At 47.2% G+C, this 26,054-nt stretch carries 22 protein-coding genes; 4 read left to right on the top strand and 18 right to left on the bottom strand.

Features of this window, described 5'->3' with window-relative positions; translation table 11 throughout:
- Window positions 1-34: 34 nt before the first annotated feature.
- The gene (locus ACE3MZ_RS11065) at window positions 35-1,501 is read left to right on the top strand and encodes a glycoside hydrolase family 1 protein (protein ID WP_411346483.1); all 1,467 of its coding nucleotides are present in this window, start codon (window positions 35-37) and stop codon (window positions 1,499-1,501) included.
- A gap of 328 nt (window positions 1,502-1,829) precedes the next feature.
- Here the strand turns inward: ACE3MZ_RS11065 and ACE3MZ_RS11060 are convergent, their stop codons facing one another.
- Entirely contained in the window at window positions 1,830-2,744 is a 915-nt protein-coding gene (locus tag ACE3MZ_RS11060) for an SDR family NAD(P)-dependent oxidoreductase (RefSeq protein ID WP_411346482.1), read from the bottom strand.
- 427 nt (window positions 2,745-3,171) lie between these two features.
- Here ACE3MZ_RS11060 and ACE3MZ_RS11055 point away from each other — a divergent pair, with 427 nt between their 5' ends.
- A complete protein-coding gene (locus ACE3MZ_RS11055) occupies window positions 3,172-3,717 on the top strand; it encodes a MerR family transcriptional regulator (RefSeq protein ID WP_411346481.1) in 546 nt (181 codons plus the stop codon).
- A gap of 161 nt (window positions 3,718-3,878) precedes the next feature.
- Here ACE3MZ_RS11055 and ACE3MZ_RS11050 read toward each other — a convergent pair whose 3' ends face one another.
- The 10 genes from ACE3MZ_RS11050 to ACE3MZ_RS11005 form a co-directional block, all read right to left on the bottom strand.
- Complete coding sequence (locus ACE3MZ_RS11050; protein ID WP_411346480.1) at window positions 3,879-4,988, bottom strand: hypothetical protein; 1,110 nt, start codon at window positions 4,986-4,988, stop codon at window positions 3,879-3,881.
- Window positions 4,989-5,630: 642 nt separating this feature from the next.
- The gene (rbsB, locus tag ACE3MZ_RS11045) at window positions 5,631-6,563 is read right to left on the bottom strand and encodes a ribose ABC transporter substrate-binding protein RbsB (protein WP_411346479.1); all 933 of its coding nucleotides are present in this window, start codon (window positions 6,561-6,563) and stop codon (window positions 5,631-5,633) included.
- Between the two features lie 223 nt (window positions 6,564-6,786).
- The gene (rbsC, locus tag ACE3MZ_RS11040; protein WP_411346478.1) at window positions 6,787-7,752 is read right to left on the bottom strand and encodes a ribose ABC transporter permease RbsC; all 966 of its coding nucleotides are present in this window, start codon (window positions 7,750-7,752) and stop codon (window positions 6,787-6,789) included.
- A gap of 2 nt (window positions 7,753-7,754) precedes the next feature.
- Window positions 7,755-9,236: a sugar ABC transporter ATP-binding protein gene (locus ACE3MZ_RS11035; protein ID WP_411346477.1), complete on the bottom strand. Its 1,482-nt coding sequence runs from the start codon at window positions 9,234-9,236 to the stop codon at window positions 7,755-7,757.
- Between the two features lie 558 nt (window positions 9,237-9,794).
- Complete coding sequence (rbsD, locus tag ACE3MZ_RS11030) at window positions 9,795-10,193, bottom strand: D-ribose pyranase (RefSeq protein ID WP_411346476.1); 399 nt, start codon at window positions 10,191-10,193, stop codon at window positions 9,795-9,797.
- The gene (rbsK, locus tag ACE3MZ_RS11025; RefSeq protein ID WP_411346475.1) at window positions 10,190-11,092 is read right to left on the bottom strand and encodes a ribokinase; all 903 of its coding nucleotides are present in this window, start codon (window positions 11,090-11,092) and stop codon (window positions 10,190-10,192) included. Before rbsK ends, rbsD begins: the two co-directional genes overlap by 4 nt.
- A gap of 193 nt (window positions 11,093-11,285) precedes the next feature.
- Entirely contained in the window at window positions 11,286-12,278 is a 993-nt protein-coding gene (locus ACE3MZ_RS11020; RefSeq protein ID WP_411346474.1) for a LacI family DNA-binding transcriptional regulator, read from the bottom strand.
- Between the two features lie 296 nt (window positions 12,279-12,574).
- The gene (locus ACE3MZ_RS11015) at window positions 12,575-13,471 is read right to left on the bottom strand and encodes an aldo/keto reductase (protein ID WP_411346473.1); all 897 of its coding nucleotides are present in this window, start codon (window positions 13,469-13,471) and stop codon (window positions 12,575-12,577) included.
- 235 nt (window positions 13,472-13,706) lie between these two features.
- Window positions 13,707-15,047, bottom strand: coding sequence for a branched-chain amino acid transport system II carrier protein (brnQ, locus tag ACE3MZ_RS11010; protein ID WP_411346472.1), 1,341 nt, complete (start codon window positions 15,045-15,047; stop codon window positions 13,707-13,709).
- A gap of 340 nt (window positions 15,048-15,387) precedes the next feature.
- Window positions 15,388-16,452: an AraC family transcriptional regulator gene (locus ACE3MZ_RS11005; protein ID WP_411346471.1), complete on the bottom strand. Its 1,065-nt coding sequence runs from the start codon at window positions 16,450-16,452 to the stop codon at window positions 15,388-15,390.
- Between the two features lie 285 nt (window positions 16,453-16,737).
- Between ACE3MZ_RS11005 and ACE3MZ_RS11000 the strand changes: the two genes are divergently transcribed.
- On the top strand, window positions 16,738-17,715 hold the full coding sequence (locus ACE3MZ_RS11000) for a pectinesterase family protein (RefSeq protein ID WP_411346762.1): 978 nt from the start codon (window positions 16,738-16,740) through the stop codon (window positions 17,713-17,715).
- A 145-nt stretch (window positions 17,716-17,860) separates the two neighbouring features.
- Here ACE3MZ_RS11000 and ACE3MZ_RS10995 read toward each other — a convergent pair whose 3' ends face one another.
- Entirely contained in the window at window positions 17,861-18,325 is a 465-nt protein-coding gene (locus ACE3MZ_RS10995; RefSeq protein ID WP_411346470.1) for a hypothetical protein, read from the bottom strand.
- A 327-nt stretch (window positions 18,326-18,652) separates the two neighbouring features.
- On the opposite strand from ACE3MZ_RS10995, the gene ACE3MZ_RS10990 reads away from it, so the two are divergent.
- A complete protein-coding gene (locus tag ACE3MZ_RS10990) occupies window positions 18,653-19,024 on the top strand; it encodes an iron-sulfur cluster biosynthesis family protein (RefSeq protein ID WP_411346469.1) in 372 nt (123 codons plus the stop codon).
- A 299-nt stretch (window positions 19,025-19,323) separates the two neighbouring features.
- Here the strand turns inward: ACE3MZ_RS10990 and ACE3MZ_RS10985 are convergent, their stop codons facing one another.
- The 6 genes from ACE3MZ_RS10985 to ACE3MZ_RS10960 form a co-directional block, all read right to left on the bottom strand.
- Complete coding sequence (locus ACE3MZ_RS10985; RefSeq protein ID WP_411346468.1) at window positions 19,324-19,782, bottom strand: hypothetical protein; 459 nt, start codon at window positions 19,780-19,782, stop codon at window positions 19,324-19,326.
- A 38-nt stretch (window positions 19,783-19,820) separates the two neighbouring features.
- A complete protein-coding gene (locus tag ACE3MZ_RS10980; RefSeq protein ID WP_411346467.1) occupies window positions 19,821-20,474 on the bottom strand; it encodes a YdcF family protein in 654 nt (217 codons plus the stop codon).
- A 225-nt stretch (window positions 20,475-20,699) separates the two neighbouring features.
- Window positions 20,700-23,441: a transglutaminase-like domain-containing protein gene (locus ACE3MZ_RS10975; RefSeq protein WP_411346466.1), complete on the bottom strand. Its 2,742-nt coding sequence runs from the start codon at window positions 23,439-23,441 to the stop codon at window positions 20,700-20,702.
- The gene (locus ACE3MZ_RS10970) at window positions 23,438-24,553 is read right to left on the bottom strand and encodes a carbohydrate-binding family 9-like protein (RefSeq protein ID WP_411346465.1); all 1,116 of its coding nucleotides are present in this window, start codon (window positions 24,551-24,553) and stop codon (window positions 23,438-23,440) included. Before ACE3MZ_RS10970 ends, ACE3MZ_RS10975 begins: the two co-directional genes overlap by 4 nt.
- A gap of 363 nt (window positions 24,554-24,916) precedes the next feature.
- Window positions 24,917-25,360, bottom strand: a complete 444-nt coding sequence (locus ACE3MZ_RS10965; protein WP_411346464.1) for a GNAT family N-acetyltransferase — start codon at window positions 25,358-25,360, stop codon at window positions 24,917-24,919.
- 2 nt (window positions 25,361-25,362) lie between these two features.
- Window positions 25,363-25,989, bottom strand: coding sequence for a GNAT family N-acetyltransferase (locus tag ACE3MZ_RS10960; RefSeq protein WP_411346463.1), 627 nt, complete (start codon window positions 25,987-25,989; stop codon window positions 25,363-25,365).
- Between the last annotated feature and the right edge of the window lie 65 nt (window positions 25,990-26,054).

The raw sequence follows: 26,054 nt of genomic DNA, 5'->3' as shown, positions 1-26,054 counted from the left end.
AGCGGTCAATCCATACTATACGTAGAAAGAGGTCATGAATATGGCACCAAAAGGTTTCCCGAAAAACTTCCTGTGGGGCGGCGCAACCGCAGCTAATCAGCTGGAAGGCGGCTACAATGAAGGCGGCAAAGGTTTGTCTAGTGCTGATATGATCGCTTATATTCCGAAAGACCAACGCAGCAAAGATATGTCCCATGCAATGGAAATCTCTTCCCAACGAATCGAAGATATTCTAGATGGTTCGTTTGAAGCACGCTTCCCGAAACGTGACGGTATTGACTTTTACCATCATTACAAAGAAGATATTGCTCTGTTCGCTGAGCTGGGCTTCAAAGTGTTCCGCATGTCCCTTCACTGGTCGCGCATCTTCCCGAACGGTTATGATGAGCAGCCGAATGAAGAAGGTCTGCAATTTTACGATAACGTCTTTGACGAACTGCTCAAACATGGCATTCAGCCGTTAGTAACACTGTCTCACTATGAGACACCACTCGGTCTGACACAAAAATATAACGGCTGGATCGACCGCGCCGTTGTGGATCATTATGCACGCTATGCTGAGACTGTATTCAAACGCTACAAAGACAAAGTGAAATACTGGCTGACCTTCAACGAGATCAACGTGATCACTATTAGCGCCTTCACTGGCGGTGGCGTTGTCGTAGATCGTCTAGACAACAAATTGCAAGGTATGTATCAAGCGCTGCATCATCAGTTCGTTGCCAGCTCTATTGCAACCAAGCTGTGTCACGACATCATTCCAGATGCACAAATCGGCTGTATGCTGGCACGTATGGAAACGTACCCGAACAGCTGTAATCCAGAAGATATCCGCAAAGCACAGGTTGCCAATCAGATGAACCTGTTCTTCACAGACGTGCACGCACGCGGCAAATATCCGAAGTTCATGGATCGTTATTTTGAAGAAAACAATATCGTACTGCAAAAAGAAGACGGCGACGATGAGCTACTCAAGCAGTACACTGTTGACTACATCTCATTCAGTTACTATATGACAATCACCGTTTCGGAAAACCCGACTGGTGAAGAGGGCGTTGGTAACCTCGTGTCCGGCAGCGTCGTGAATCCGCATCTGGAATCCTCCGACTGGGGCTGGCAGATTGACCCGATCGGTCTGCGTGTCACGCTGAATGCGATGTATGATCGTTACCAAAAACCACTATTTATCGTGGAAAATGGTCTCGGTGCTTATGACAAAGTCGAAGAAGACGGTTCTATTCACGATCCGTACCGCATCCAGTATCTGCGCAAGCATATTGAGCAGATGAAAGAAGCGGTTCGTGATGGCGTGGAACTGATGGGTTATACCGCATGGGGGCCTATCGATCTCGTTAGTATGTCCACTTCTGAAATGTCCAAACGTTACGGCTTCATCTACGTTGATCAGGACGATGATGGCAATGGTACACTGGCACGCTCCAAAAAGGATTCGTTTGCTTGGTATCAGAATGTAATCGCAACAAACGGCGAAGAGCTGTAAAACTCGCATCGTCCTTTATCTCATCCACAAGATTGAATGGTAAGACTGCATGTTACGTTATAAGCTATACAAGGTTTGACGCTGGACGCTCCCGATTGGGGATGACGGAACGTTCGGCTCCAAATAAATCATCAACCATCCGAAACAGGCGACAGCACCGGTTCATCCGGCACTGTCGCCTGTTTTGTTTTCGTTTCTACTCAGGCTCAGGCTCAGGCTCAGGCTCAGGCTCAGGCTCAGGCTCAGGCTCAGGCTCAGGCTCAGGCTCAGGCTCAGGCTCAGGCTCAGGCTCAGGCTCAGGCTCAGGCTATCAAATTGTAACTGCCTGTTAAGACATCGGCAAGTATTCCTGACGGTAAATATGATCTACTTTCTCCCACACTGCCTCAGCTTTTTCAATAAAACGCGGCTCTACCGGCTTCTCTTTTTTCAACAAAATTCCGGTTTGCTGACGATATTCTCCAACTGCCCCATTATACAACCTGCTTGCTCCGGTTGATGGATGTGCCATAAACCACTTCATCCATACACGCGCGAATAGTGGCAATCCACTCGGTTTGTTTTTGCGTAGCGTATTGTTGCCACCAGGATCAACGCTACGGATCATGACGTTTTGCGCTGCCAGTGAAGACGATGCGGCACGCGCCCACAATGTTAAAGCCAACTTGGACGACGCATACGGACCGATGAGCTTGCGGAATGTAGTCGGATGATCCAGTTCATCGACGTCAAATGATTGTAAATAGTCAAACGCAGCAGACGATGTATGGATGACGGTTCCTCCCTGCCCTGCACTTAACAATGGCAACAATTCCATCGTAATGATATACGGCACAACGGTCATTAATTCAAAATGCAGCTCTCGTCCTTGCGGAGATAACGTTAGTTGAGACAGACTATTACCTGCATTGTTGAATACAATATCAGTTCGTTGCTCCTGCACCTTAATCTGCTCCAAGGCTGTTCGAAGTTGCTGAAAATCGCTCAGATCAGCGCGGTATATTCGTATTCTCCCTTCCTGCAATGCTTGGTGAATGTCCTGATTGTCCTCATTATTTTCAAATTCAGACCGGTTCAGCGCAATCACATGGTAGCCTTTGCTCAATAACAAACGAGTTAACTCCAAGCCAATCCCACTACTCGCACCGCTGACAAGTGCAACTTGTTGTGTTGCCTTGCTGTCAGTATGACTGGTGTCGATATGACTGGTATTCATTATAGCTTCAGATGAATCGGTACTCATATGATTTTCCTCCTCGGAATGTGCATGCTTTCATCCAACATCTCGTGATGAAGTGGATTCTAGCGTACAACCTGAAGTCGACACCAGGTCAAGTAGCAAATGTGGGATTGGATTAGAAAAGTTATACCGCTGAAATGGATAAATAATGAATAGAAGTATAGAAAGTTAATTTACGGGTTGGTTTGGGGTTGGTTTGGGGTTGGTTTGGGGTTGGTTTGGGCTTGACTTGGAGTTGACTCCAGGTTTTACAATAGAGGTAGCGATACAAATGCAAGCACGATTTTATAGAGCATCTTGTCTATTCAATAGAGCATCTTATTCACTCAATAAAGCGGTAACTTCAATATCCGTCCATGTTCTTTTGCAAAATAAAACACTCTTGTAGTCTTGTAGTCCCGTAGTCTAAATAATCCAAGGAGTGATGATGATGAATACTCAACTTTTCAATTCCACGAACTTGAACTCCGCCACAAGTGCTGCCCCTACTAATGATCCCGTATCTATTGGCGAAGCGGCGCGACAGGCGGGATTGACCGAAGATACGATCCGATTTTATGAGAAAACTGGATTATTGCCTGCTGCCACTCGTAAAGCAAATGGTCATCGCACCTACAACCGTAACAGTATTCGCCAGATGAAAATGATTCAATGTCTCAAAAAAACCGGCATGTCGCTAGAGGAAATGAAGCCGTATATCCAGTTAGGCGGTATTCATGGTAGTTTGGATGACGCACCGGAATTGCACGATCACCTGCTTCAGCATCGTGAGCAAATCCAGCAGCAAGTGGACTCCTTGCTAAGCATTCTTGATTTTATCGATTCCAAAATCCTTGCTGGTAGCATGGAACATCCACATGCACAGCAGGAGTCATACGGACTGAATGTAGATGACGTAGATGATTGTACACTGCCAGTGCTGCCTTCGCGTCTGGATTCTTTGCAAGCACGTATGGCTGCGTTTCAGTCTCGGTAAATGTCACTATGCCATGCTACATCAGATAGGGATAACAATCTTCATCATGCCTATGCATAGGATCAATATCCACAACAAAAAGCCGAATCCGCTATCATCAAATGGAGCGCTGTACTACAAACAGACTTCCATTTTCGATGAATGTGATTCGGCTTTGTTGTTTAGATTTGGCTATGCGTATGCTCGGCGGCTGGCGCTGGCACGGCAGGATGATACATAAACGATTTTTGGAACCAGACAATCAGCTCCATCACCAGCAAAATGCCAATGATCCATGTACCGACCGACAAAATGACATTGTGCAGCCCCATTGTGATGACATTGCCAGTCGCTGTCTGCACAGTCTGTATCGTAAGAAAATAAAATATGCCTAGCGTAAAAATGCGCGTCCATTGCGCCGTATGATATCGTCCCACCCCTGTACGCCACCCATAAGCACGTATGCGCCAAATCGCGCGAACTGTCTCTGCACTTTCGACGATAACAAGAACAATCAGACTTGCCCACCAGAATCCGTAACTTACTCCACTGCTCCATGCACCAGTCAAGCTGATCGCTACGCCGGTAATCGCAAGACTTCCGTAGGTGATGCAATAGGTGATTTTCCAATTCTGTACGCTGCGTTGCTCCATTCTGCGGTAACGCCATACCATCAACGCCACACCGATTACATAACAGAGCAAGCCCAGTATAATAAAGGTACGACTCAGCCATACACCGACTGGCAGTTGAAATACCTGATGGCACATGAGTACGATGGATTGGGTTGCTACTGCTGGCAGCAATATTACACTGTCGATCCGCTGTGAATGGGAATCTGTCGCCAGCTTGTACCATCCCTGAACCACAATGCCCATATAAAATAACCACAACCCCAGATTGAGCGTCGCCATAATATGAACCGTTTCATTCAGCCAGTCCGCATTGAATCCAGTGTACAGATTCATAAGCAGCGCCGAAGTACCCGCTACCCATGTCCCGATTGCAAAGCGTTCGACCGGATGCGAAACATGATCTTCGTAAAAGGTGGATCGACGAATCGAGGTCAAATAACTTGCCAGCAAATACAGCCACACAAGTACGATCCCAATAATCAGCAATCGAGCGGAAAGACTGGTCAGCGGCTGACCGGTCAGATGTTGCCAGATGCCATGCACAAAAATGCCAAGTGCCATAACCATACTCCCTGCTGCTGTCGGTGCGGCAGGCAGCTTTTTACCAAGTGCAATCAAGCCGATAATGATGCAGCTCAACAGCAAAATCATAAACATACATCATGCTCCCTTGAGTTTTTATAGTATTCTTAAACCGTTTACAACCTCTATAGCAACCGGATGAGTCCGATTACACTAATACATGTATCTTTTAGGATGTATGAACTCCGAATTATAACATATCATGGAGAGCAGCAGTGTATTTTATGATGAGAATTATGATCAATAACATCCAACGTTTCTAAACATAGAATTACTGTCATGGTGAACTATACTTGATTCCGAAGATGGAAAATGGAGGAGTGCGCATATGGAGACATTTGCAGAACGATTGACGAACGCGATTATTGCAAAACGATTGAATTCTCATGAGGCGTTAGCAACGTGGTTAGTGGAAATGGCTGAATAACGAGTATACAGGTGTAACTATATGTATTTTGCATGTACTTCATATTGGAATAAAATATAAAACATGCTGCGGTAGTATAGCACCGTTGAACTTGTAATGAAGCACGATTTTCACTTTATAATGAAGCATTGCAAAAACGGCGACATGATTTTAGCTGTCGCCGTTTTTGTATACCATACGCTATGATTTAGCTGAATTGAAACGTAATTTGAGCAGATATGTTCCACTTCAACTTTAGACGCAGATGATGGAAGTGGAAACTACTATTTTTTGCTCACTACTCGTTTATATTACTGCTGATCGCCATCCTTGGTTACCAGCTTCAGCGGTGCTGGAATGGAAGCTTCGACGGATTTGCCTTGCAGTACATCGCGTGCGGCATCTACTGCCATTTGTCCGATCAGGTCAGGCTGCTGGGCAACGGTTGCCGTCAGCTTGCCTTCTTTAATCGAGTTGAGTGCATCCTCGTTACCGTCAAAACCGACAACCGGAATGTCCTTGCCTGCACTTTCAATCGCTTCAATCGCGCCCAGTGCCATCTCATCGTTGTGAGCGAATACGCCCTGTACGTCCGGATTCGCCTGCAATAGATTCTCCATAACATTCAGCCCTTTGGTACGGTCAAAATCGGCTGCCTGACTCGCGATAACGTCCAGCTGCTTATCAGCGACTTCGTGGAAACCTTTGCCGCGTTCACGAGTAGCGGAAGCGCCCGGTACACCTTGCAGCTCAATGATTTTGGCGCCTTCACCTAGCTGTTTGACGAGGTAGTCGGCTGCCATGCGTCCACCTTTGGCATTGTCAGAAGCGACAAGCGTTTTTACTTCGCCCTTATCTGCGGAACGGTCAAGCGTAATAACCGGAATATCCAGACCGTTCGCCGATTGTACCGCTGCCGAGATAGCTGCGGAATCGGTCGGGTTGATTAGCAGCGCATCTACGCCTTGTTGCAGTAGATCGTCTACATCGTTGCTCTGCTTGGCAGAGTCATTTTGCGCATCGACAACGATCACTTTGACGCCCAGCTTTTGCGCTTCTGCGGTTACACCGTCTTTGAGTGAAACGAAGAACGGGTTGTTTAGTGTAGAGATCGACAGACCGATGATCATCTCGCCCGTAGTGGTTGCTTTTTCCGGCTTTGCCCAGTTAGGCGGCTGCATGGAACAGCCAGCCAGCAGCAGTACGGTTAGCATAGCGGCGAGCAATAGTTTTATTGTATTCATGGTTAGTTCCCTTCTTTCGCTAGGCTTGCTTGCAATTGATATGTCATCGTGTTGCTACAATGACTGCGTAATATATATGGCTCTCAGTTGTATCCTATGTGGATGAGGTCATCTATAGGATGATTGCAATACGTAGGCAAAACAGATGCTTAACTGACTCATTGTCACCGAGAATTGTAACATTCGACTATATTACAATATTCCATCCTGACGTGCGATCTCGTTACGCCGAGCGTTTACGGTCGATCAGAACGGCAATGACAATCACGATACCTTTGACAACCATCTGGTAAAAGGACGATACGCCGAGCAGATTCAGACCATTGTTGAGGGTTGCAATGATCAGCGCACCGATCAATGTACCGACAATGCGTCCACGTCCACCGGAAAGGCTTGTTCCACCGAGGACAACGGCTGCAATCGCATCAAGTTCATATGATGTACCAGCGGTCGGTTGTGCTGAGTTTAGACGGGATGTAAGAATCGCACCTGCCAGCGCAGCCAGTGCACCAGTCAGTGAGTAGATCAGAATTTTTACACGGGTCACTTTGATACCGGACACGATAGCGGCTTTTTCGTTACCACCGATTGCGTACGTTTTGCGACCAAACGCTGTTTTATGCAAAATCACCCACAAAATCGCAAATGCGATAATCATCGTAATCGCTGGCACCGGAATACCGAGGAAATAGCCGCGACCGAACAACTGAAATGCCATGCTGTCGCCAAGCCCTGTAATCGGATTCCCGTTTGTGTACACTAGGGTCAATCCACGGAACACGGTCATCGTAGCCAGCGTAGCGATAAATGGTGCCATTTTTCCTTTTGTTACCATCAGACCGTTGATCATCCCCATTACTCCACCTGCCAGACAACCGACGATGATCGCCAGAATCGGGTCCATACCGGACAGCATCAGGTTCGCAACAAAGGCACTGGATAATGCTAGAATCGAGCCGACCGACAAGTCGATACCGCCGGTCAAAATCACAAACGTCATACCGAATGCGATCAGCGCATTAATTGCCACCTGACGCAGTAGATTTAGAATATTCAGCGGTTCCAGAAAAGCCGGATTCAAAATAGAGACGATCACGACGAGAATGATAAAACCGAGCAGCGGACCTAGTTTCTGAGTAAAAGCGGAAACGTTCAGTGCGCCGGACTTGCTTTGCGATGTCGTTTGCATAATTATTGTCCTCCTGTTGCCAATGTCATAATGGTTTCCTGTGTTGCCTGTTCCCGATTCAGCTCGCCGCTTAATTTGCCTTCATGCACGACGATGATGCGGTCGCTCATGCCAAGCACTTCTGGAAGCTCGGACGATACCATAATAATCGCCACGCCGCGGTCGGTCAGCTCGTTCATGAGCTGGTAAATTTCGCGTTTCGCGCCTACATCGACACCGCGTGTCGGTTCATCCAGAATCAGTACGCTTGGACCGATACCGATCCATTTGGCGATCACGACCTTCTGCTGATTCCCGCCGGACAGACTGCGTGCTGGCGTTTCGGATGACTGTGTTTTGACCTGCAAACGCTTGATCAATGTATCGACGAATTCCTGCTCTTTTTTGCCGGAAATGAATCCTTTGGATGTGAAGCTGAACAGATTGGGCAGCGCCATATTTTCACGGATAGAGAAGTCGAGTACTAATCCTTCGTCCTTGCGGTCTTCGGTAATAAAGCCGATGCCATGACGTACCGCATCGTCCGGGCGACGAATGTTGACCTTTTTACCATGTACGCGGACTTCACCGCTATCGAGCGAATCCAATCCGAAGATCGCGCGCATAATCTCGGTACGTCCAGCACCCATCAGCCCGGAGAAGCCGACGATCTCACCAGAGCGTACATGGAAGCTGACATTTTCAAATTGTCCGCGTTTGCTGGCATTGTTCACTTCCAGCACGAGTTCGCCCGGCTTCGGATGACGTGTTGGGTAACGTTCGGTGAGCTCGCGTCCGACCATTTTGCGTACTACATCGTCAAAGGTTGTATGTGGAATGTCCTGTGTATCGACGGTTTTGCCATCACGCATAACGGTGATCCGATCACAAAGAGCAAAGATCTCCTCCATCCGATGCGAAATGTATACGATAGACACGCCTTCCTTTTTCAGAGCGCGAATCACTTCAAACAGCTTCTGAATCTCGCGTTCTGTCAGAGCGGCGGTCGGTTCGTCCATAATGATGATGCGCGCGTTAGTCATAAGCGCTTTGGCGATTTCGATCATCTGCTGCTGACCGACCGAGCATTGTCCTGCTTCCTGTTGCAAAGGCAGATGCACAGCGAGGCGGCGGAACTGCTCCTGTGCCAGCGCTTTCATTTTGCGGGAATCCAGCCAGCCGATGGAGGTGGTGACTTCCTTGCCGATAAACAGATTTTCCAGTACGGTCATCTCGGGCCAGATATTCAGTTCCTGATGGATAAAAGCGATTCCCTGTTCTTCCGCTTGCTTGGGATCGGTATAATACGTTTCCTTGTCGTCGATAGTGATCGTACCTTCATCGCGGGCATGCAGCCCGACGAGAATATTCATCAGCGTCGATTTGCCGGCACCGTTCTCGCCCATCAACGCATGAACTTCGCCTTCACGCAGTTCGAAATCCACGCCGCTCAGTACCTGATTGGTGCCGAAGGCTTTGTGGATATTAGTCATTTGGATGTGCATGGGGTAACCTCCTCTTGGTTGGGATGGGTGGGGTGGTGCAATGGAAACGGTGCTGTGCATTATCATTCACTTCGGAAAGGAATAAGGGAACGGGACTCCAGTGGAACCGCGGGAATCTTTTGAATGTAAGAAGGAATGAAGATTCCCGCCCCTTTAAAGCAGTAAGATATTTTGCTATCGCAAAAATCACTTTTGATTGAACCCCGTGTTTGAAAATCACAAACACTAGAAGTCGTCCCTTTTCCCTTATTTCCTTTCCTCCGTTCCGCAATGCTCGCAGCCTTTTCCTGCATCCGTACCTACTGTATTGGATGGGTAGTAGCAGTTTTAAAAGATTTAGGGTTTGCTTAAGAGAAAGATTTGGCACTTGTTTTAAGATTGGGTTTGCTTGTAGTTTTCAGTTATAAAGAAATGAGTTTTATTATAGATACATATTTCATTATTGATATTTGGTTGTTAGTTGATTCGTTTATGAATTGTGATGGTTTATAGTGCTTGATTTGTTGAGTATTTATTGCGTGCAAATGTTGGTTTAGTAGCTTTTGCCCTTATTTCCTTTTATCCGAAATAGACGCCCGATTGGAGGATGCAGTTGGCGTAGGGCTTGGATTCTCCGGTTCGGATGATGACTTTGGCGTTTTGTGTTAGTTGTTTGAAATGTTCGTGACTGCATTGTTGTAGTTCGATGTCTGCGAAGCGACCAGCCATGTAGCGGTGGGTCGATTTGTTATGTTCAGTCATTTCGGAAGCGATTACAACTTTTTCGATTTGCATATCGGCGGCGATGGCTTCGACGACGTCGTGGAAGCTAGGAACACCGTAGGTGAGTGCCAGATCGATTTTGGGAACGCCGTCTGGGATTGGAAGACCGATATCGCCAATGGCGATATAATCGGTATGTCCCAGATCGGCGAGTACTTTGGCGATATGGCTGTTTAGAATGCCGTTCTTTTTCATGATAAGGCAGCCTCCACTTCTGCGCGGGTTGGCATGCCGCCTTGAGCGCCGAATTTGGTTACAGATAAGGATGCAGCACGGTTGGCGAATTGCAGACTGTCTGCTAACGATTGACCTTCTGCCAAGGCAACGCCGAGTGCTGCGTTAAACGTATCGCCTGCTCCGGTTGTATCGACGGCTTCGACTTTGTATGTGGGCACGACGACTTCCTGCTCTCCGTCGTAGTAACGTACACCGTTGCTGCCTTCGGTAATGATCAGACGGTTGGCATACTGACGCAGCGCATCCTTCAGTTCTGTTCCTTCAAATACGATAGCCGCTTCATGCTCGTTTGGTGTAATATAAGCGACCGTTTCCAATACTTCTGCTTCCACCTGACGTGCAGGTGCAGGATTGAGCAATAAAGGAACATTGGCTTCGGCACAGATGCGGCTTACTTCCACAATCGTCTCCTGCGGAATCTCCTGCTGGATCAGCACAATGTCAGAATGACGAATGACATCGGCAGCTTGCTGTACATATTGTGGTGTCACTTCATCATTCGCTGCTTTGACGACAATGATACTGTTATCTCCTTCGGCAAGAATAATATGTGCCGTTCCGCTCTCCATATGTGTAACCGGTTTCACATATTCCACATTTACTTGATTGTCTTTAAAGTTATTCAAAATCGTTTCACCGAGATGATCGTCACCGACACGACCGATCATCGTTACTGCTGCGCCAAGACGAGCTGCGGCGACTGCCTGATTGGCTCCTTTACCGCCGGGAACCGTTTTGAAGCTTTCGCCAAGTACGGTTTCACCAGCTGCCGGGCGTTTGGATGAAGATACGACCAGATCCATCGAGCAGCTGCCAACAACACAGACTTTTGCTTGTTTTGCAGAGGATGTTGTCATAGGAATTACCTCATTTCCTGTTAGTGTATGTGTATGAAACAGAATGTTATCTAAGTCTTAGCAGGGTACTGCGATATATATTTATGATGCAAAATTTCTACACGAAGCCTGCTTGGGAAATCTCGCATATCAAGTACCTCGTATGCTCGTATGAAAGTTGCTATTAAGTTTCGTTATGAAACGGAAATGTTACTCAATTTGGTTGATCTGGTAACGACCGTGTCGTTTGCCGCTCGATGAATTGTACCGGCATCTGGATATTTTTCTGAATCACTGGATGATCTTCTATTAGCGAGATTAGCAGCTCAGCAGCGGCGCGTCCCATATCGTACGCGGGCTGACGAATCGTAGATAATGCAGGTGATAACAAACTGCTAAACGGAATGTCATCAAAGCCGACAACTTGCACATCTTCCGGTACCTTCTTGCCTAAGCGCAGCGCTTCATGCAGGACAGCTGTAGCAGTAATATCGTTACTGGCAATTACTCCGTCCGTATTAGGAAATTGACGGAATAGCTCACGCGCCCATTGCTCTGCCTCATCAAATGAGAACGAGCCGGTACGCACTACATCATAATGAATCCCCATATCGCTTAGCACTTCGGCTGCACCTTGAAAGCGATCTTGCGCCGTCCGAATATGCTCCGGTCCTTGCAAAATAGTAATTGTATGACTGCCACGCTCCACGATTGCTCGTGCTGCCAGCCGTCCGCCTTCACGCCCATCGGCATACACCGAAGGGCTATCACTAGCGATGCGATCCAGAAACACAACCGGAATAGACAGATTGCGATACGTCGAGCTACCCGGATAATTGGTCGATGAGATCAAACCAACCACATTGTTGCGGACAAAGGTTTGGATGTAATCCTGCTCCTTTTCCTTGCTCTCATCGCTATTGCCAAAAATAAGCCGTAGCCCACTTTCCTGCATCCGATCTTCGACTCCGCGTGCCAGCTGTGGAAAGTACGGGTTCGTAATGTCCGGCAGCAGCAACCCAATCAATCGCGATTTGCGTTTGTAGAGCGAACGCGCTACTTCGTTAGGCGTATAGTTGAGCGCACGCACGGCTTCTTCCACCTTACGCCGCGTATCTTCATGTACATATCCGGTTTCGTTAATTACACGGGAAACGGTCGCAACCGATACCCCGGCATGTTTTGCTACGTCCTTGATCGTTGTCACTCAATTCACCTCAATGTGTAACCGGTTACAGAAATAAAATAACACAGGACAATTTTTTTGACAACCTTTTTATTTATAAATATGTAAATGACACTTAGAACGTACAGGGCTGATGCTATGTACATTGCTGTCTTTGCTCTGGATTCGGTCATTAGACTCAAACTCAAACATCCCCTCCAGTGTTCAGTGTTAACTTCATCGTACTTTGAAGTCTGTTTTCACTGTCCATCTTGAGGGGATGATGATAATCGAACATATTCTTGTACATTTATCACACAGTTACAAGCAATTCCTCGTTAAATCTGACCTACCCACTCCGACTCGGCGATCTCGAACCAGCGTTGACGAATACGGTCAAAGTCTTCTTTTGCCAGCACGCCCTCTTTCAGCAGAGCGGCATTTTCCGCCCAACGCGTTGGCTTCGTTGTACCTACGATCATCGTATCTACACCCGGAATACTCAGTGTAAAGCGCAGCGCCTGCTTGATACTATTCTGAACCTGCTCATCCTGCAAGAAATCATACTGAAGGTCGCGTAGACGATTCCAATACACAAATTCATAATCCTGCGGCGACACTTCTGCTTTTGTCCATGCTGCATTAGCAATTGGGCGCTTGGCGATGATGCCCATGCCACGATCGCGTGCATGTGGAATGGTGAGCGAGATCGCTTCCTGATCGGCGATGTTAACAGACGTTTCCAGACTGTCGAATACACCCGTTTCAATCGCATATAGTGCATCGGTCGTATCACCGCTGTAACCAATATAACGCGTTTTACCGTCTTTTTTAGCTTTTTGCAGCACTTCGATTACTTCACCACGGCGTAGCACTTCTTCCGAGCAGCTATGCAGATGGATAACGTCAACGTGATCGGTTTGTAAGCGGCGCAGACTGCGGTCGATACTTTGCTCCAGCATCTGCCGATCCCAATCTGGAGAATCAAACCCGGCAGCATGACCGCATTTGGTAAACAGGTGATAATCATTGCGTCGTCCAGCAAGTGCGTTACCAATAAACTCCTCGCTGTCGCCGTAACATTCAGCCGTATCGATCACATTCAAGCCTGCGTCCAGTGCACTATGTAGCAATGTTTCCACTTCTGCCTGTGAGACACCGCTTCCAATTTCCGAAGCACCAAATCCCAAGACGCTCACCTTCATGTCGGTATTTCCGTATTTGCGTTGTTCCATTATTAATAACCTCCGCTTTGCCTGTATTTGAACTGCTGATATGTGGCAGTCCGATGCACTGTAACAGTATTACCCTATTTACAGCAAAATAATAGACGAACTTATATTTATATGTAAAATATCTGGTATCTTCGTATTACTGCGATCCATTTGCACTGCTAAAACCTTCTCTACAACAAAAAGCCCGTCATCCATGTCATATACCGACGATGGATGCGGGCTTTGCATATTTTTACTACATTTTCTGATTAGCAATTTCTTCATTTTTTCTCATATGACTAATTACATAACCGCCAAATGCACCGATAATCGCGGGTAGAATCCAGCCAAGACCGATGCTGTACATCGGGATATATCCTGCCAAGAAATGATCCAGCCATGCCATATGGAAAGGAGTAGCTTCCAGACCGTCCGCCAGACTGATAATGAATACGAGCAGCATACTGCCTTGATACACCAGACGTTCCCCTTTGAACAACGGATGACAGAACGTCAGGAACATAAGCACAATCGCCAGCGGATACAGAATGGTCAGTACCGGTACAGAGATCGAGATCAACTGAGTCAGACCGATATTGGCAATGATAGCGCTGAATACGCACATACCGATAGCTAGTTTTTTGTAAGACAGACGTGGGAACAATTTGTTAAAATACGATGCGCATGACGTGATCAGACCGACGCTCGTCGTCAGACAAGCGATTGTAATCATCAGACCGAGGAAGATCCCGCCCGATGTACCAAAATAGTAACTGGACATGCGCGCCAGAATCTGACCGCCATTTTCCAGATAACCGAATTGAGTCACACTGGATGCGCTAATATACGATAGCGATACATACAATACCGACAGAATTACCGCAGCAACACAAGCGGCTTTCAGACAGACAGTAACGATCTGCTTGCGGCTTGTACCGCCACGACTGCGAATCGCATTAATCACGATAATCCCGAATACGAAGGCTGCCAGCGCATCCATCGTCAGATAGCCTTCTTGGAATCCATTAAAGAACGCATGTGTCGTATACTGCTGCGTTGGTGGCTGCAATGCACCAATCGGGAACAACAAACCGGTAATAACGAGTATCCCGATAAAGGTGAGCTTGATCGGTGTCAGCACTTTACCGACAATATCTACAATCCGCGCCGGATTTAGCGAGAAGAAACAAGTGATTGTAAAAAAGAGAATCGAAAAGATAGCTGCGGCTACCGTATATTGATCCGGTGTCAGAAACGGCTTCACACCAATCTCAAACGACACATTCCCTGTCCGTGGAATCGCAAACAGTGGACCAATCGACAAGTACAACACAGTTGTAAATACAACGCCAAACACTGGATGTACCCGGCTAGCGAGTGATTGCAGATCATCTTTGCCGGAAAATCCGAGTGCGATAACACCCAGCGTCGGCAGCCCTACACCAGTAATCAAAAAGCCAATATTAGCCGACCAAAAATTCGTACCAGCCGATTGCCCCAGCATGGTCGGGAAAATCAAGTTGCCTGCACCGAAGAACAATGCGAACAACATCAAACCAATGACGATAATAAACGAAAACGGTATTTTCTTCTCCAACGTGTAAACCTCCAATAAGTCACTGCTAGATTATGTCTGTCATCCGGCTGTTCAGATTCCGCTATCTCTGCAATCTTGTCAGCCGTAATGCCCTACGCACAAGAGGATTGTTGTATCCGCCGATTCATTCGCCATGTCATTACCGCTTCTCTTTTTTACGGCAACGCGACGAAGTATACGTGTGACAAAAGGGACATTTTCTTCGTTCACACGATGACGATCTGACGTTTACAATTCATCCAAACCTGACGCACAGAGTTATATTCTAACCTACTATGCGACAGGACTCAATGACAATTATCGGAATATTATCTTATAGGCTTAATTATTTGTTCACATTTTAAAATGAACCGTTTTCATTTGTAGATACAGATAGTTCTTGTGCGTTCTCTTGCTTTTGGCGCCGATATTGACTTGGTGTGCACCCGATCATCTTTTTGAAAATGACGCTAAAATTAGATGTATGCGTATAGCCAGTACGCTCTGCAATCATGCCGATCGATAGACTACTATCCACCAATAAACGACATGCTTCCTGCAATCGAATAGACTGTACAAAGGCGCGAAAATGCAATCCTGTAATGCGTGGAAAGATGCGACACAAGTACGCAGGACTAATATAAAATTGTCTGGCAAGTTCGCTCAAACTGAGTGGAGCAGCGTAATGCTGTCGAATATAATTCACAATTTCGCCCATTTGCGCTTCCATTGGATGAAGGGATGGGCACTGCACGACTACATGTTGTGCAGCGTGCACATTATCAGCGCTTGCGGCTTTCATCGCTTGCTGCTCAATATCTATGTTTGTTACTTGCTGCTCTATGTGTATCATTGTGTCGACATTAGCTATGCTTATCACCGATGCAGCTTCATATCTTGCGATATCGTTCCATTTCGGCGACATCTTCTGTTCTTTTGTTCGTACCCGATGAAGCACAATCAACAGTGTTATCAGCAGGCAACGACTCAATTCCACATAGCCCGGCTTCATCAGCTTCATTTCAGACAGTAATGTTTGCAAGCATTGCTCCACCTGCTTACGCTCACTCAGTGGCAAAGAGAAGATCGGGTGCTTGCCTAGCTCCATTAACGAAAATTGCAATCCACTGCCTTGCATCACAAAATCCTCACCAAAATGAACCAAGATCCGCTCGCATTGCAATGCCTCTGTACTAACCGTCCGGTGCACATCATCCGGGCGAATCAGCACCAGATCGCCCGCGCAAGCGTAGTACATCTCGTTATTAATTACATATTTACGTTCGCCGCTCTGCACATAAAAGATTTCATAACAATCGTGTGCATGGTAACGCGGCATCGCCATATATCCATGTTGTCGTAAATAATGAATGCGTAGCGGCTGGATCGGCTCCAAACTGTAATTCATTTCTGCTAATGTGGCCATAATTGCATCCTCTCTTTCCACATGTCACTCATTCGTCACACATGCCCCTATTCGTTCACCAGAAGACAATCACAGCAAAATCGATCTCATTTTCGGACAATTACAGCAAAATATTACAGTCCTGCACATACTATACTGGCTGTAGCCTAACCATTCGCTGTACACCAGCAAAGGAGTGATCTAATGAATATCAAATTGCGTCCAATGCACAAGCCGTCCATTCTCTATCCCACATCGTCGCTATTCCCAACATGGAGAAAGTCAATTCTAATCTCATGCACTTGTATGCTCAGCTTCAGTCTATTGCCTGCATCACCGCTAACTGCTCATGCACAGGATTCTACCTCTACCGTATCGATACAAGCTGCTCAAGCACAGACAATTACAGTTGCCAAAGACGGTTCCGGGCAATTCACAACTGTTCAGGCTGCTATCAACTCTATTGAAAGCGGTAACAAAAATCCGATTAATATCTATGTCAAAAATGGCACCTATACCGAAAAGCTTACGTTTCCACAGGACAAGCCCTACATTACGCTAACCGGGCAAAGTGCAGACAAGACGATTCTCACGTATAACGACACGTCCGCATCTGCCGGCGGCACAACTAACAGCTCCAGCACCTTCGTCATGTCCGATCATTTCACCGCGCAAACTATTACTTTTGCCAATACCGCTGGCAAAGATGCGGGGCAAGCAGTGGCTTTATATGTACGCGGAGACCGGGCTATTTTCAAAAATGTACGTATACTCGGCAATCAAGATACGTTGTACACTCCGGGTACAGGGCGACAGTATTATGAAAATTGCTATATCGAAGGAACGGTTGATTTTGTGTTTGGCAGTGCCACCGCGTACTTTAACAATTGCGAATTGAAAAGTCTAGGTAACGGGTATGTGACCGCCGCATCGACAGCAGCAGAGCAGACATACGGCTACGTGTTTCGGAATTGCAAATTGACGCGTGCCAGCAGCGTTACTAACGCCAGTGTGTATCTGGGTCGTCCATGGCGTCCATACGCTTCGGTTGCTTTTCTCAATTCCAGTATGGACAGTCATATTCGTCCAGAAGGATGGAACAACTGGAGTAATGCCGAGAATGAGAAGACTGCTCGTTATTCCGAATATGGCAGCACCGGTAGCGGCGGCACGACAAGCAAGCGCGTAAGCTGGTCGAAGCAGCTCACTGCCCAGCAAGCAGCCCAGCTGACTCCGCAAAATGTACTGCGCGGTAGTGACAATTGGAATCCAGCAGGCAGTTAAGTCACAGATATGGTCTGAGTCAAAATAGCGCAGCTTCCAACATTTCATCCCACGCAAAAACAGGCTTACCCGCATACTACAGGGTAAGCCTGTTTCATTCTATATAATAAATTGGAATGACTGCTCTATGTGCAGCAATCCCCCCTTAATCACTTCGCCCAAAATGCAAAAAATACAGCTTACCGTTAGTAAAAAACAGATAGTCGTCCCACTCCAGCTCATAAAACGAATCCGGCTTGCTATTGACCCGAAATACGGTTGCAGAACTGCCTTCCCGACTCAGCCATTCTTTCAGAATATGTATAAATTGACGACTCGCTTGCTCTTCGTCATAATGCAGCGTACGTTGTTCTGCTGCTGGTAGCTCTCGCTCATGCAGCCGATAAAACAACCAACGTGGCAGCATATCCAGCAGCGGTTGCTCCCATTGTTGCAGTCGATCCAGACTAACCTGACCCGGTGATAGCTGCATATATTTGCATACACTCTCCACCAGCGTTCCGGTTGCTGGAATCTCATCCAGATCATAATCAAGCGAACAATTGACGCTCATATTCATCTGGGCAATGCCTTGTAAATAACCTTTCATATATTCCTGTGTTGGTATCATGTTCCGACTCCTTGTCCTGTAAGTTGCATGTACAACCGGGTTGATATGCCGGTGGGCTGTACGGGTATAGTAATCATAAGAGATATTGTAGCATGGGTTGAACATTTGCGCTCATGGAAACGATGACGTTCAAATGTGATGTTACAAAATAAACCATTTATTGAATTTGTTTCTTTTCATTAAATTTGTTTCTTTATTTACATTGCACACAAAATAATTTTGTGCTATATTTATCTTGTAAACAAAACAATGCAGCTTCAACCCAGCATACATCATTCTCGTGGGCGCTTCTCTTGCCCTATTCCAATCAAAGGAACGGTGACTATCATGAACATCAAAGTAACGGAACTTGCGGATCAGAAGTTAAGAACAGCACTGGGCGAGCAAGGTGGACATTATAAATTATTTTACGATACAGGTGAAGGCTGTGGCTGTGACGGTATTCCGGTACTGCTAATTGTTGATCGTCAGGGCGAGCATGATCATGTGATCGACACCAATTCACTGCCCATTCTGATTGATGTTCAACAAGAAATCTATTTCGAAAAACAAATGTCGTTGGACGCTGAAGTGAATTTTACCGCCTTTAAGCTGCGCAGCGATTCTATGCTATACAGTAACAATGTCAAAATTAGAGATATGCGCGGTCAGGAAGTTGCAGAAGGCATCCCTGCTCATTCTTGTGAATTGCGACGTTAAGTATAGGATGATAGTAAGACAGCAAGGTTTTAAAATATGACGACTTTAGCTGTACAAGATGTTAATGGTATTACAACACAAACTGGCGGTTGCTCATTATGATTCTGGAGATCATATTGGATCAACCTAAAGCATCAATAAAAGTCCCAGTAGCTTGCTCCATTACGAATTGGAGCTGTACCGGGACTTTTTATTATTTTGCAATACCGCTTCATTCCTTCATTCCTTCATCAAAATCATTGTCGGTGTCCGTGTAGTGATATTTACAAGTAATATACAAGCAACACCAACAAATTCACTCAAATCCATCGCATGAACTGACGATTGATCATCGCTATCTGATGTGCTTCCGCCCATGTACCGAGCGAGACGATGCCCTCGTCCTCATTATTGGCAAAGCTAAAGCAGTACCGCAAAGGCACGACTTTTTTCCCTTTTGGCTTGATAGCGATCACAGTCGCAAAGCGTCCACCTACCCTGATCTCATCAATGTCAACCGTCTCTAACAGATGGTCACCAATGCGCAGCGCTGTCGGCTCTAAATGTATTTCCTTCGGTTTGCTGAATTGCTGCAATAGCAAAATGAGGGCATACACTACATACAGTATCAGCACAGCGCCCAAACCGTAATACCAGATACTCTGTTCATTTTGCGGAGTCATCGTTCTGCCGAACAGAATGCCAATCAGGAAAATATTCAGTAGCACCGCCATCAGTCCGTAACGATTGCTGGGATTTTTGACAAGTAAGGTATTCATACGCATATCCCCTTTCCATCCCTGTGATTCAACATTGTCTAACTGGTCATCAGTAGCGCTTTGATCAGCGCCGGATATTCGCGCAGCATATTGTATGGCAAGTCCTTCCAAGGAACCTTACTAGTACGAGCATATACCGGATCATACCCAAGTTGCTTGCCGATCCAGCAAGCGCGATACATATGATAATTACTCGTTACGATCACCGCTGCATCATGTTCGGCATGATATCCATCTTGATCTATCACTTGCTTGGAAAATAGTAAATTCTCGTACGTGCTGGTTGAACGGCGCTCGAGCAATATAGCGTTTTCTGGTATGCCCTGCTGAAGTAGATAATCTCGCATCGCTACCGCTTCTGGCACATCTTCATCCTTCCCTTGCCCACCAGATACAATAATTTTGCGATCACGATGTTGTTGCCAGTATGATAGACCTTCGTCCAATCGCATACGCAGCGTGTCGGTCAGTTGTGCTCCTTTCAGACCGGAACCGAGGATAATGATATAATGCGCATCGACGGTCACATCGTCTTCTTCACTGAAACGCGATAGCACAAGTATTTCTGCTAGTACAAACGAAGTAACAATGAGCAGGAATGCGGATCGTAACATCCATTTCAGTACCGGATGACGCTGGAAGAAAGCATTGTATGAGTAACGCCAACGTTTAAAAATGTTGAATGCAAGCATATGTAGTCCACCTTGAGTGCAAATGTTCGTAGCATAACGTTGTAGTAGGAAGTAAGAAGTTCGTATTTATTGTACCATGAACAACGCATTCAACCAAAAAAAAGGAAGCCGTGCTACATACGGCTTCCTTAGCTTTAACTCTATATTCGTCCGCTAATTTGTTCGCTAACATGACCATTTTGCTACTGGTATATCATCATTGTATCTATGCTTGCATACTCCGTTTCAATGGTCGCTTTCAGCATTGGCAGGCATCAATTGATCCAGAATCTTCACAACATCGCTTGCTGTCCCCGGCTTGTATCCCTGTACGGAGAAACGAATCCGCTGCTGCTCATCCACGACGAGCACAACCGGACGTTGTTGACCACGCACTTGCTCCAATACTTCCGGCAACTGCGCCAATGCTTCCAACCGCTCATCAATTGCAATGGAAGACTGACGCGGCAACGGTTGTGTAATTAACATCTCCCGCTCACGTTCATGCTGAACAAGCAGATGCAGTGCTTCTGGTCGATGATTCCATTCCTGCTGCCATTCGCTCCATTCACGTAGCAGATGCTTGGTCGGCTCACGCTCCGGTTCCAGCCATGCCAGAATGATACTGCTTGGCAATACCGCTTCCGGCTGCGGTGCAATCCATTGTCGTACTTTGTCAGGCAACTGTTCACTCAGTATCGGCACCTCTTCATGTGCTGGACGGAAGACGAGCGGCGTCTCTACCGTGTCGCTAGCTGTCACGGTAAAATAGGCAAATCGTCCAAGCACTGAGCCGTCGCTAAGCCGTGTACCTGTCGTTAGCCGATATTGACCGGGCAGCACTTCATACGGATGGTCGCACACCTGCTTGCCCCCATACGGCAGATGCAGCGTACGATACAACCCCTGCTCTAGCAAAGCAAGTGTAAAGTTCTGATAGTACACCGGTTCCTGTGCCGAATCGCCTTCGGTGCTTTGACGGAATACAACATATCCTTTGCCATCATCTGCCGCTAACAGAATGTTGTTGTGCGATGGAACAGCAGTCGGATTCTCATCTGCCGAAGGTACCGCGGTAAACAGATCGTTGGCTGCATCTTCGGCAACTCCTTTACCAGATTGAGTATAACGTTCCGCTGCGCCAGTTTGCAGATCATGCCATTCATGCTGCTGCCAGTACTGCGGTAGCTGATTTAACGGTTCGAGGCGAGCGGCAATGCCGAGACTGCGCGCAGCAGCTACGAATACAATATCCCGACTCAGCGAATCGGTCACACCGAGACGATGCGCCCCGGCGGGTGTTGCCATACCCGGATAACGGTCGATCTGCTCCAGCACTACAATTTGCTGCTGCAACGCATCTGCCAGTTGCTGTGGATGTTGACGATAGTCCGCCTTCTGCTGCTCGTTCCACAGACTGCCAAAATAACTCCGATACGGCGCAATCATCTCAAAATGCACACGCGGACACAGCACATACTGATTAAAGGTATCTCGGTCGCTGCTCCATTGCCCTTCATACTCCGCTGCTCCCAGCAGATGATCATGGAGCGACACTGTAAACGTATCGTGTAGATCTTTGGGTCGCAGACTTTGCAGCAAGCGTAGCGCCAATCCACGATGTTCTGAGGCACATTGCTCCAGAAATGCCATAATTTCTGCCCCGTTGCCTTTGGCTGATTGCAAAATCGATTGGATATCTGCCACCGGTAATTGCCATTTCTCCGCTGCTGCTTTTGCCTGTTCTGCGGTTACAAAGGTCTGTTCAAAGGCAGTTCGGATCGCAGTGCCTTCCTGTACGCGCTGTTCATGTCGTTCGCGCTGGGCATCCGTCACTGCTGGTCCTTCTTCAGCAGTAGGTGCAGGTGGTGGCGACATTTTCCATTGCAATGTTCCGGTAGACTGCTTCAACGGCGATGCCTCCAATTGGGCATCTGTTGTCAATACCAAGGTCACATCCATCTCCTGCGCCGATACCAACTGCACTCCCCACAACTGTCCATCCACTGTACGCGCATGTAATAGCAGATCACCATATCCGGTTGTCAGACTCACGATACCGTTATCCCCACTATTCAGAATCGACAATGGGAAAAATTCAGCAGCATTGTACTGCTGATACTGCACCTCCGCAGCTAGCGGTTGTCCATGATTATCCACCGTTCTAACAGTCAAAGTACGAGTAGCCGCATATCGATCCAGCATATTAATTTCGTTATACCATGGATGGGTAGAGCAAACTTCTTCAGGACCGTCTGCTGGACCAGCGATTCGTGTATTGACGAGCATTGCGCGTTTTGCCGGTAAGCGGAACCAGCCTTCATCCAGCACCGGTTCCGGTTCGCAAGCACCTAGGTAATGCCATTGTCCATCTGCCCACGCTTCTACCCACGCATGATTGGAGTCGCAATGCGCCCAGCGCGGGGTATAACATTGACGCGCTGGAATGCCGACACTACGAAGCGCAGTTACGGTAAATGTCGATTGCTCTCCGCATCGTCCGAGCGCTGTTCGCATAATCGTCAGCGGTGAAACGGTGCGAATATCCGTGCCGATATACGTCGCCCGTTCATGACACCAGTAGTTGGTTTCCAAAATCGCATCATGCAACGACAACTGCTGCACCCGCGGTGCCAACTCATCGTATATCACGATGCGGCTGTTATCGATATTCTCATTATTCACCCGATACGGCAGCACAAAGCGTACAAATAGTTCATCTGGAATATCTGTTCCCCACGGCATATTCTGACGTACTTGTAATACATGGCGCACATGCTTCAGAAAATATTCACCATCATAATCTGCCAGATCATGCAGCGGCATGTAGGCATACAGCCATTCCAGCAGCAGGCGCTCCTCCGGCTCTAACGGTTGCTCCAACACGCCAAATAATTCCTGTTTACGTCCGCTGATCTGCTGTCTTTTCCATGCCAGCTTGTCCGCGATGTCCTGCCGATTCAGACCATATTCCTGCTGTACTGTCATTGTGCATTCCCTCCGGTGCCAGTTGTTGGATGTTGCTTCGTATGTTCCTGCCAGATCAGACCGTCCTGCCGAATGCAGACCAGCATCTGATGATCACGCATGGAAGCAGATAGCTGGAATAGGCTAGTTGTCGTTTGAATAGATAACTGTGACGGAACGAGTAACGGGAAGCTCGTATCGCCAATCGTCAGAAGTGACTGTATGTCATTGCTGTACACACCATGCTGTTCCGCATATAGTCGCTGTTTGTAATAGAGACGGCGCAGTGTCCATTTCAGCTGTTCCAGCTCATTCTGCTGTGGTGCATGGATCGTATGTGAAGATACGGTGGTTTGGGTTACTGCTTCATCGTCGAAGATCACATAGCCCCACATTTCGGGATAGTGCATATTGACGACACCTTGCGGGCTCCATACCCAGTTATCTTCTGGTAACGGTTTGCCGGTAGCTGGATCGCTGCGCTTCACATATTGTCCATCCACCACATCCACTTGCCATTCCACGCGTGAGAAGTTCACGCGCCAGTACTCGCCAGCTAGCGGCGGACGCTTGTCAGACGCACATTCCTGTAAGCTGCGCCATGGCATCGCAATCTCTACCGACCACATCCGATTGTCTGCATTCGGCTGATTCAATTGTCCATCGATATGTACAGCAGTCTTCAGACCGCTAATGTCCCAACCGTTGATCGGTGGTCCCTCATCTCGATACGGCTTGACCAGCAGCAGATCCCACACCGTTCCAAGTGCATTGATTTCAAATTCATAATATTGATGGCTATCCCCATCTGGATCAATGAAAATCTCAAAGTCGTTATCGTAAAAAATAACCGAATCCCGCTCTGTCTGATACGCCCAGATTTCGTTCTCTAGCATCTCAGCAGCGATATAAAAATAGTCGTCGTCCCATAACATTTTGACTCTCGTTTGTTTGGTTGGGTGCGGACGAAGATGCCCTTCAATGTCGACAAACTCATCCGTCCACTCCGCATGTTGCCAGAACGGCTGATCCAGTCTGCCACTCCAATCACTCTGTCCGACGGCACGGCGACATACATAATGTTTCGGTTGAAAAGCAAGCTTCGGTTCGGGAACTGGGGATAACGGATTCATCTGTAGATTACCTCGCTTGTCAGGATTGGATTTGTTATCGTTGTTGCTTATGTACATTCTACACATGTTCACAATTGCGCGTAAATATGGCATATATATCGTCCGGTATGTCAAATATGAGCCTTGTGGAGCTTTATCGAACCTTATCAAGCCTTATCTCATCAAGCTCTGCGCTGCGGCTTATGATGTGCGACGGCTCATGAGAAAGCAGATCAACATGCCAAAAACCCGCATCTCTATAGAAGATGCGGGTCAACCTATGATACCTTTTCCTGCCGGACAACGAACGTTCAAAAAACCCTCTGCTAACTCTCAGCTAACGTTCAAAGAACTTTCAGCGACGATTTGCTATCATGCCTCTATCTACAGACGTTTCTGAAATACCTGCTGCATTTTGAAATTGTCATATCCGACATGTTTGTAAAATTGATGTGCCTCCAGCCGATAACCCGCCGAGCGCAGACGAATCATTTCATACTTCTGCTCCCGTCCCCATTGCTCGCCCTGCTCTAGCAAGCGTCGACCTAATCCAGTGCCACGGATTTGTTCATCGACGACCAGACCGCCAACTTCTACAAAAGGCGCCGATTCCAGCAAATATCTACCCACTACATGAATCCAGCCTGCCAGCTTAGTTGGAACTGCTTCCAGTTCGCCTACATAGATTGCATGCTGCTCATTGTTGAGCGATCCGGTCAGTCGTTCTATAATTTCCTCTGTCGTTGCAGCATATCCAAGCTGCTCGCACAGACGGGCGATCTCTGCTGCATCTCCTGCCTGAGCACGCCGTATGTTGATAGTTGTCATATTCATTCCTCCATCGCCCATTCATTCCGATCATATTCCACACCATGAACTTTTGAGAATATCATTGTATTGCCTAGATTACCCTGCTGATCCCTTCTCGCATTACGCAATTTGGCTTCTAACGTAAAACCAGCTCTGCGAGCAACCGCCACACTCGCATGATTATTCTCATCACAGCGAATTTCCAGACGATTGGCGTGTAAATACCGAATCGCAAAATTGCTAATACTATGTACTGCTTCTGTAATAAAGCCCTGTCCCGCCTGCGACGATCTGACCCAATAGCCTAGCTCAAAGCTGCGAAGTTCCCAATCGATCCGATGTAGCCCACTGCTACCGACAAATTCACCTGTTTGCAGATTAAATATATACAACACCAGATCCTCACGCGCCAAAAAGTTAATATGCCCGCGCCGCGCATTTGTTTCCGACTGTTCCACCGTTGGCAGCGGATGAGCCCAAGTCATCCAGGGTGCCAGCTCCACTTCACTCTCTACAATCGCTTCATTTACAACAGCACCATCGCCCGGACGCGGGGCACGGATCAACAACCGCTCACTTGTCCATTGTTGAGGAAACGATAGCAATAGCGGATCACGCTGCTTAGATTCAGATAAAAAATCGCCCACAATCTTCACTCCTTTTGACCAGATTAATCAACGATGCATCATTCTGTGTATCTGATTATAGATTG

It is taken from the genome of Paenibacillus sp. WLX1005 (genome assembly GCF_046603685.1).
In the GTDB taxonomy this organism is placed as follows: domain Bacteria; phylum Bacillota; class Bacilli; order Paenibacillales; family Paenibacillaceae; genus Saccharibacillus.
This window is presented reverse-complemented; position numbering and strand designations above follow the sequence as displayed.

Coding starts and splice junctions, on each gene's coding strand:
- ACE3MZ_RS11015 (WP_411346473.1), bottom strand. CDS start 13,471: ATGGAACAACGCAAATACGGAAATACCGACATGAAGGTGAGCGTCTTG.
- ACE3MZ_RS11005 (WP_411346471.1), bottom strand. CDS start 16,452: ATGGCCACATTAGCAGAAATGAATTACAGTTTGGAGCCGATCCAGCCG.
- ACE3MZ_RS10965 (WP_411346464.1), bottom strand. CDS start 25,360: ATGACAACTATCAACATACGGCGTGCTCAGGCAGGAGATGCAGCAGAG.
- ACE3MZ_RS11000 (WP_411346762.1), top strand. CDS start 16,738: ATGCTCAGCTTCAGTCTATTGCCTGCATCACCGCTAACTGCTCATGCA.
- ACE3MZ_RS10975 (WP_411346466.1), bottom strand. CDS start 23,441: ATGACAGTACAGCAGGAATATGGTCTGAATCGGCAGGACATCGCGGAC.
- rbsK (WP_411346475.1), bottom strand. CDS start 11,092: ATGACAACATCCTCTGCAAAACAAGCAAAAGTCTGTGTTGTTGGCAGC.
- ACE3MZ_RS11065 (WP_411346483.1), top strand. CDS start 35: ATGAATATGGCACCAAAAGGTTTCCCGAAAAACTTCCTGTGGGGCGGC.
- rbsC (WP_411346478.1), bottom strand. CDS start 7,752: ATGCAAACGACATCGCAAAGCAAGTCCGGCGCACTGAACGTTTCCGCT.
- ACE3MZ_RS11055 (WP_411346481.1), top strand. CDS start 3,172: ATGAATACTCAACTTTTCAATTCCACGAACTTGAACTCCGCCACAAGT.
- ACE3MZ_RS10995 (WP_411346470.1), bottom strand. CDS start 18,325: ATGATACCAACACAGGAATATATGAAAGGTTATTTACAAGGCATTGCC.
- ACE3MZ_RS10990 (WP_411346469.1), top strand. CDS start 18,653: ATGAACATCAAAGTAACGGAACTTGCGGATCAGAAGTTAAGAACAGCA.
- rbsB (WP_411346479.1), bottom strand. CDS start 6,563: ATGAATACAATAAAACTATTGCTCGCCGCTATGCTAACCGTACTGCTG.
- rbsD (WP_411346476.1), bottom strand. CDS start 10,193: ATGAAAAAGAACGGCATTCTAAACAGCCATATCGCCAAAGTACTCGCC.
- ACE3MZ_RS11060 (WP_411346482.1), bottom strand. CDS start 2,744: ATGAGTACCGATTCATCTGAAGCTATAATGAATACCAGTCATATCGAC.
- ACE3MZ_RS10980 (WP_411346467.1), bottom strand. CDS start 20,474: ATGCTTGCATTCAACATTTTTAAACGTTGGCGTTACTCATACAATGCT.
- ACE3MZ_RS11050 (WP_411346480.1), bottom strand. CDS start 4,988: ATGTTTATGATTTTGCTGTTGAGCTGCATCATTATCGGCTTGATTGCA.
- ACE3MZ_RS10985 (WP_411346468.1), bottom strand. CDS start 19,782: ATGAATACCTTACTTGTCAAAAATCCCAGCAATCGTTACGGACTGATG.
- ACE3MZ_RS11035 (WP_411346477.1), bottom strand. CDS start 9,236: ATGCACATCCAAATGACTAATATCCACAAAGCCTTCGGCACCAATCAG.
- ACE3MZ_RS10970 (WP_411346465.1), bottom strand. CDS start 24,553: ATGAATCCGTTATCCCCAGTTCCCGAACCGAAGCTTGCTTTTCAACCG.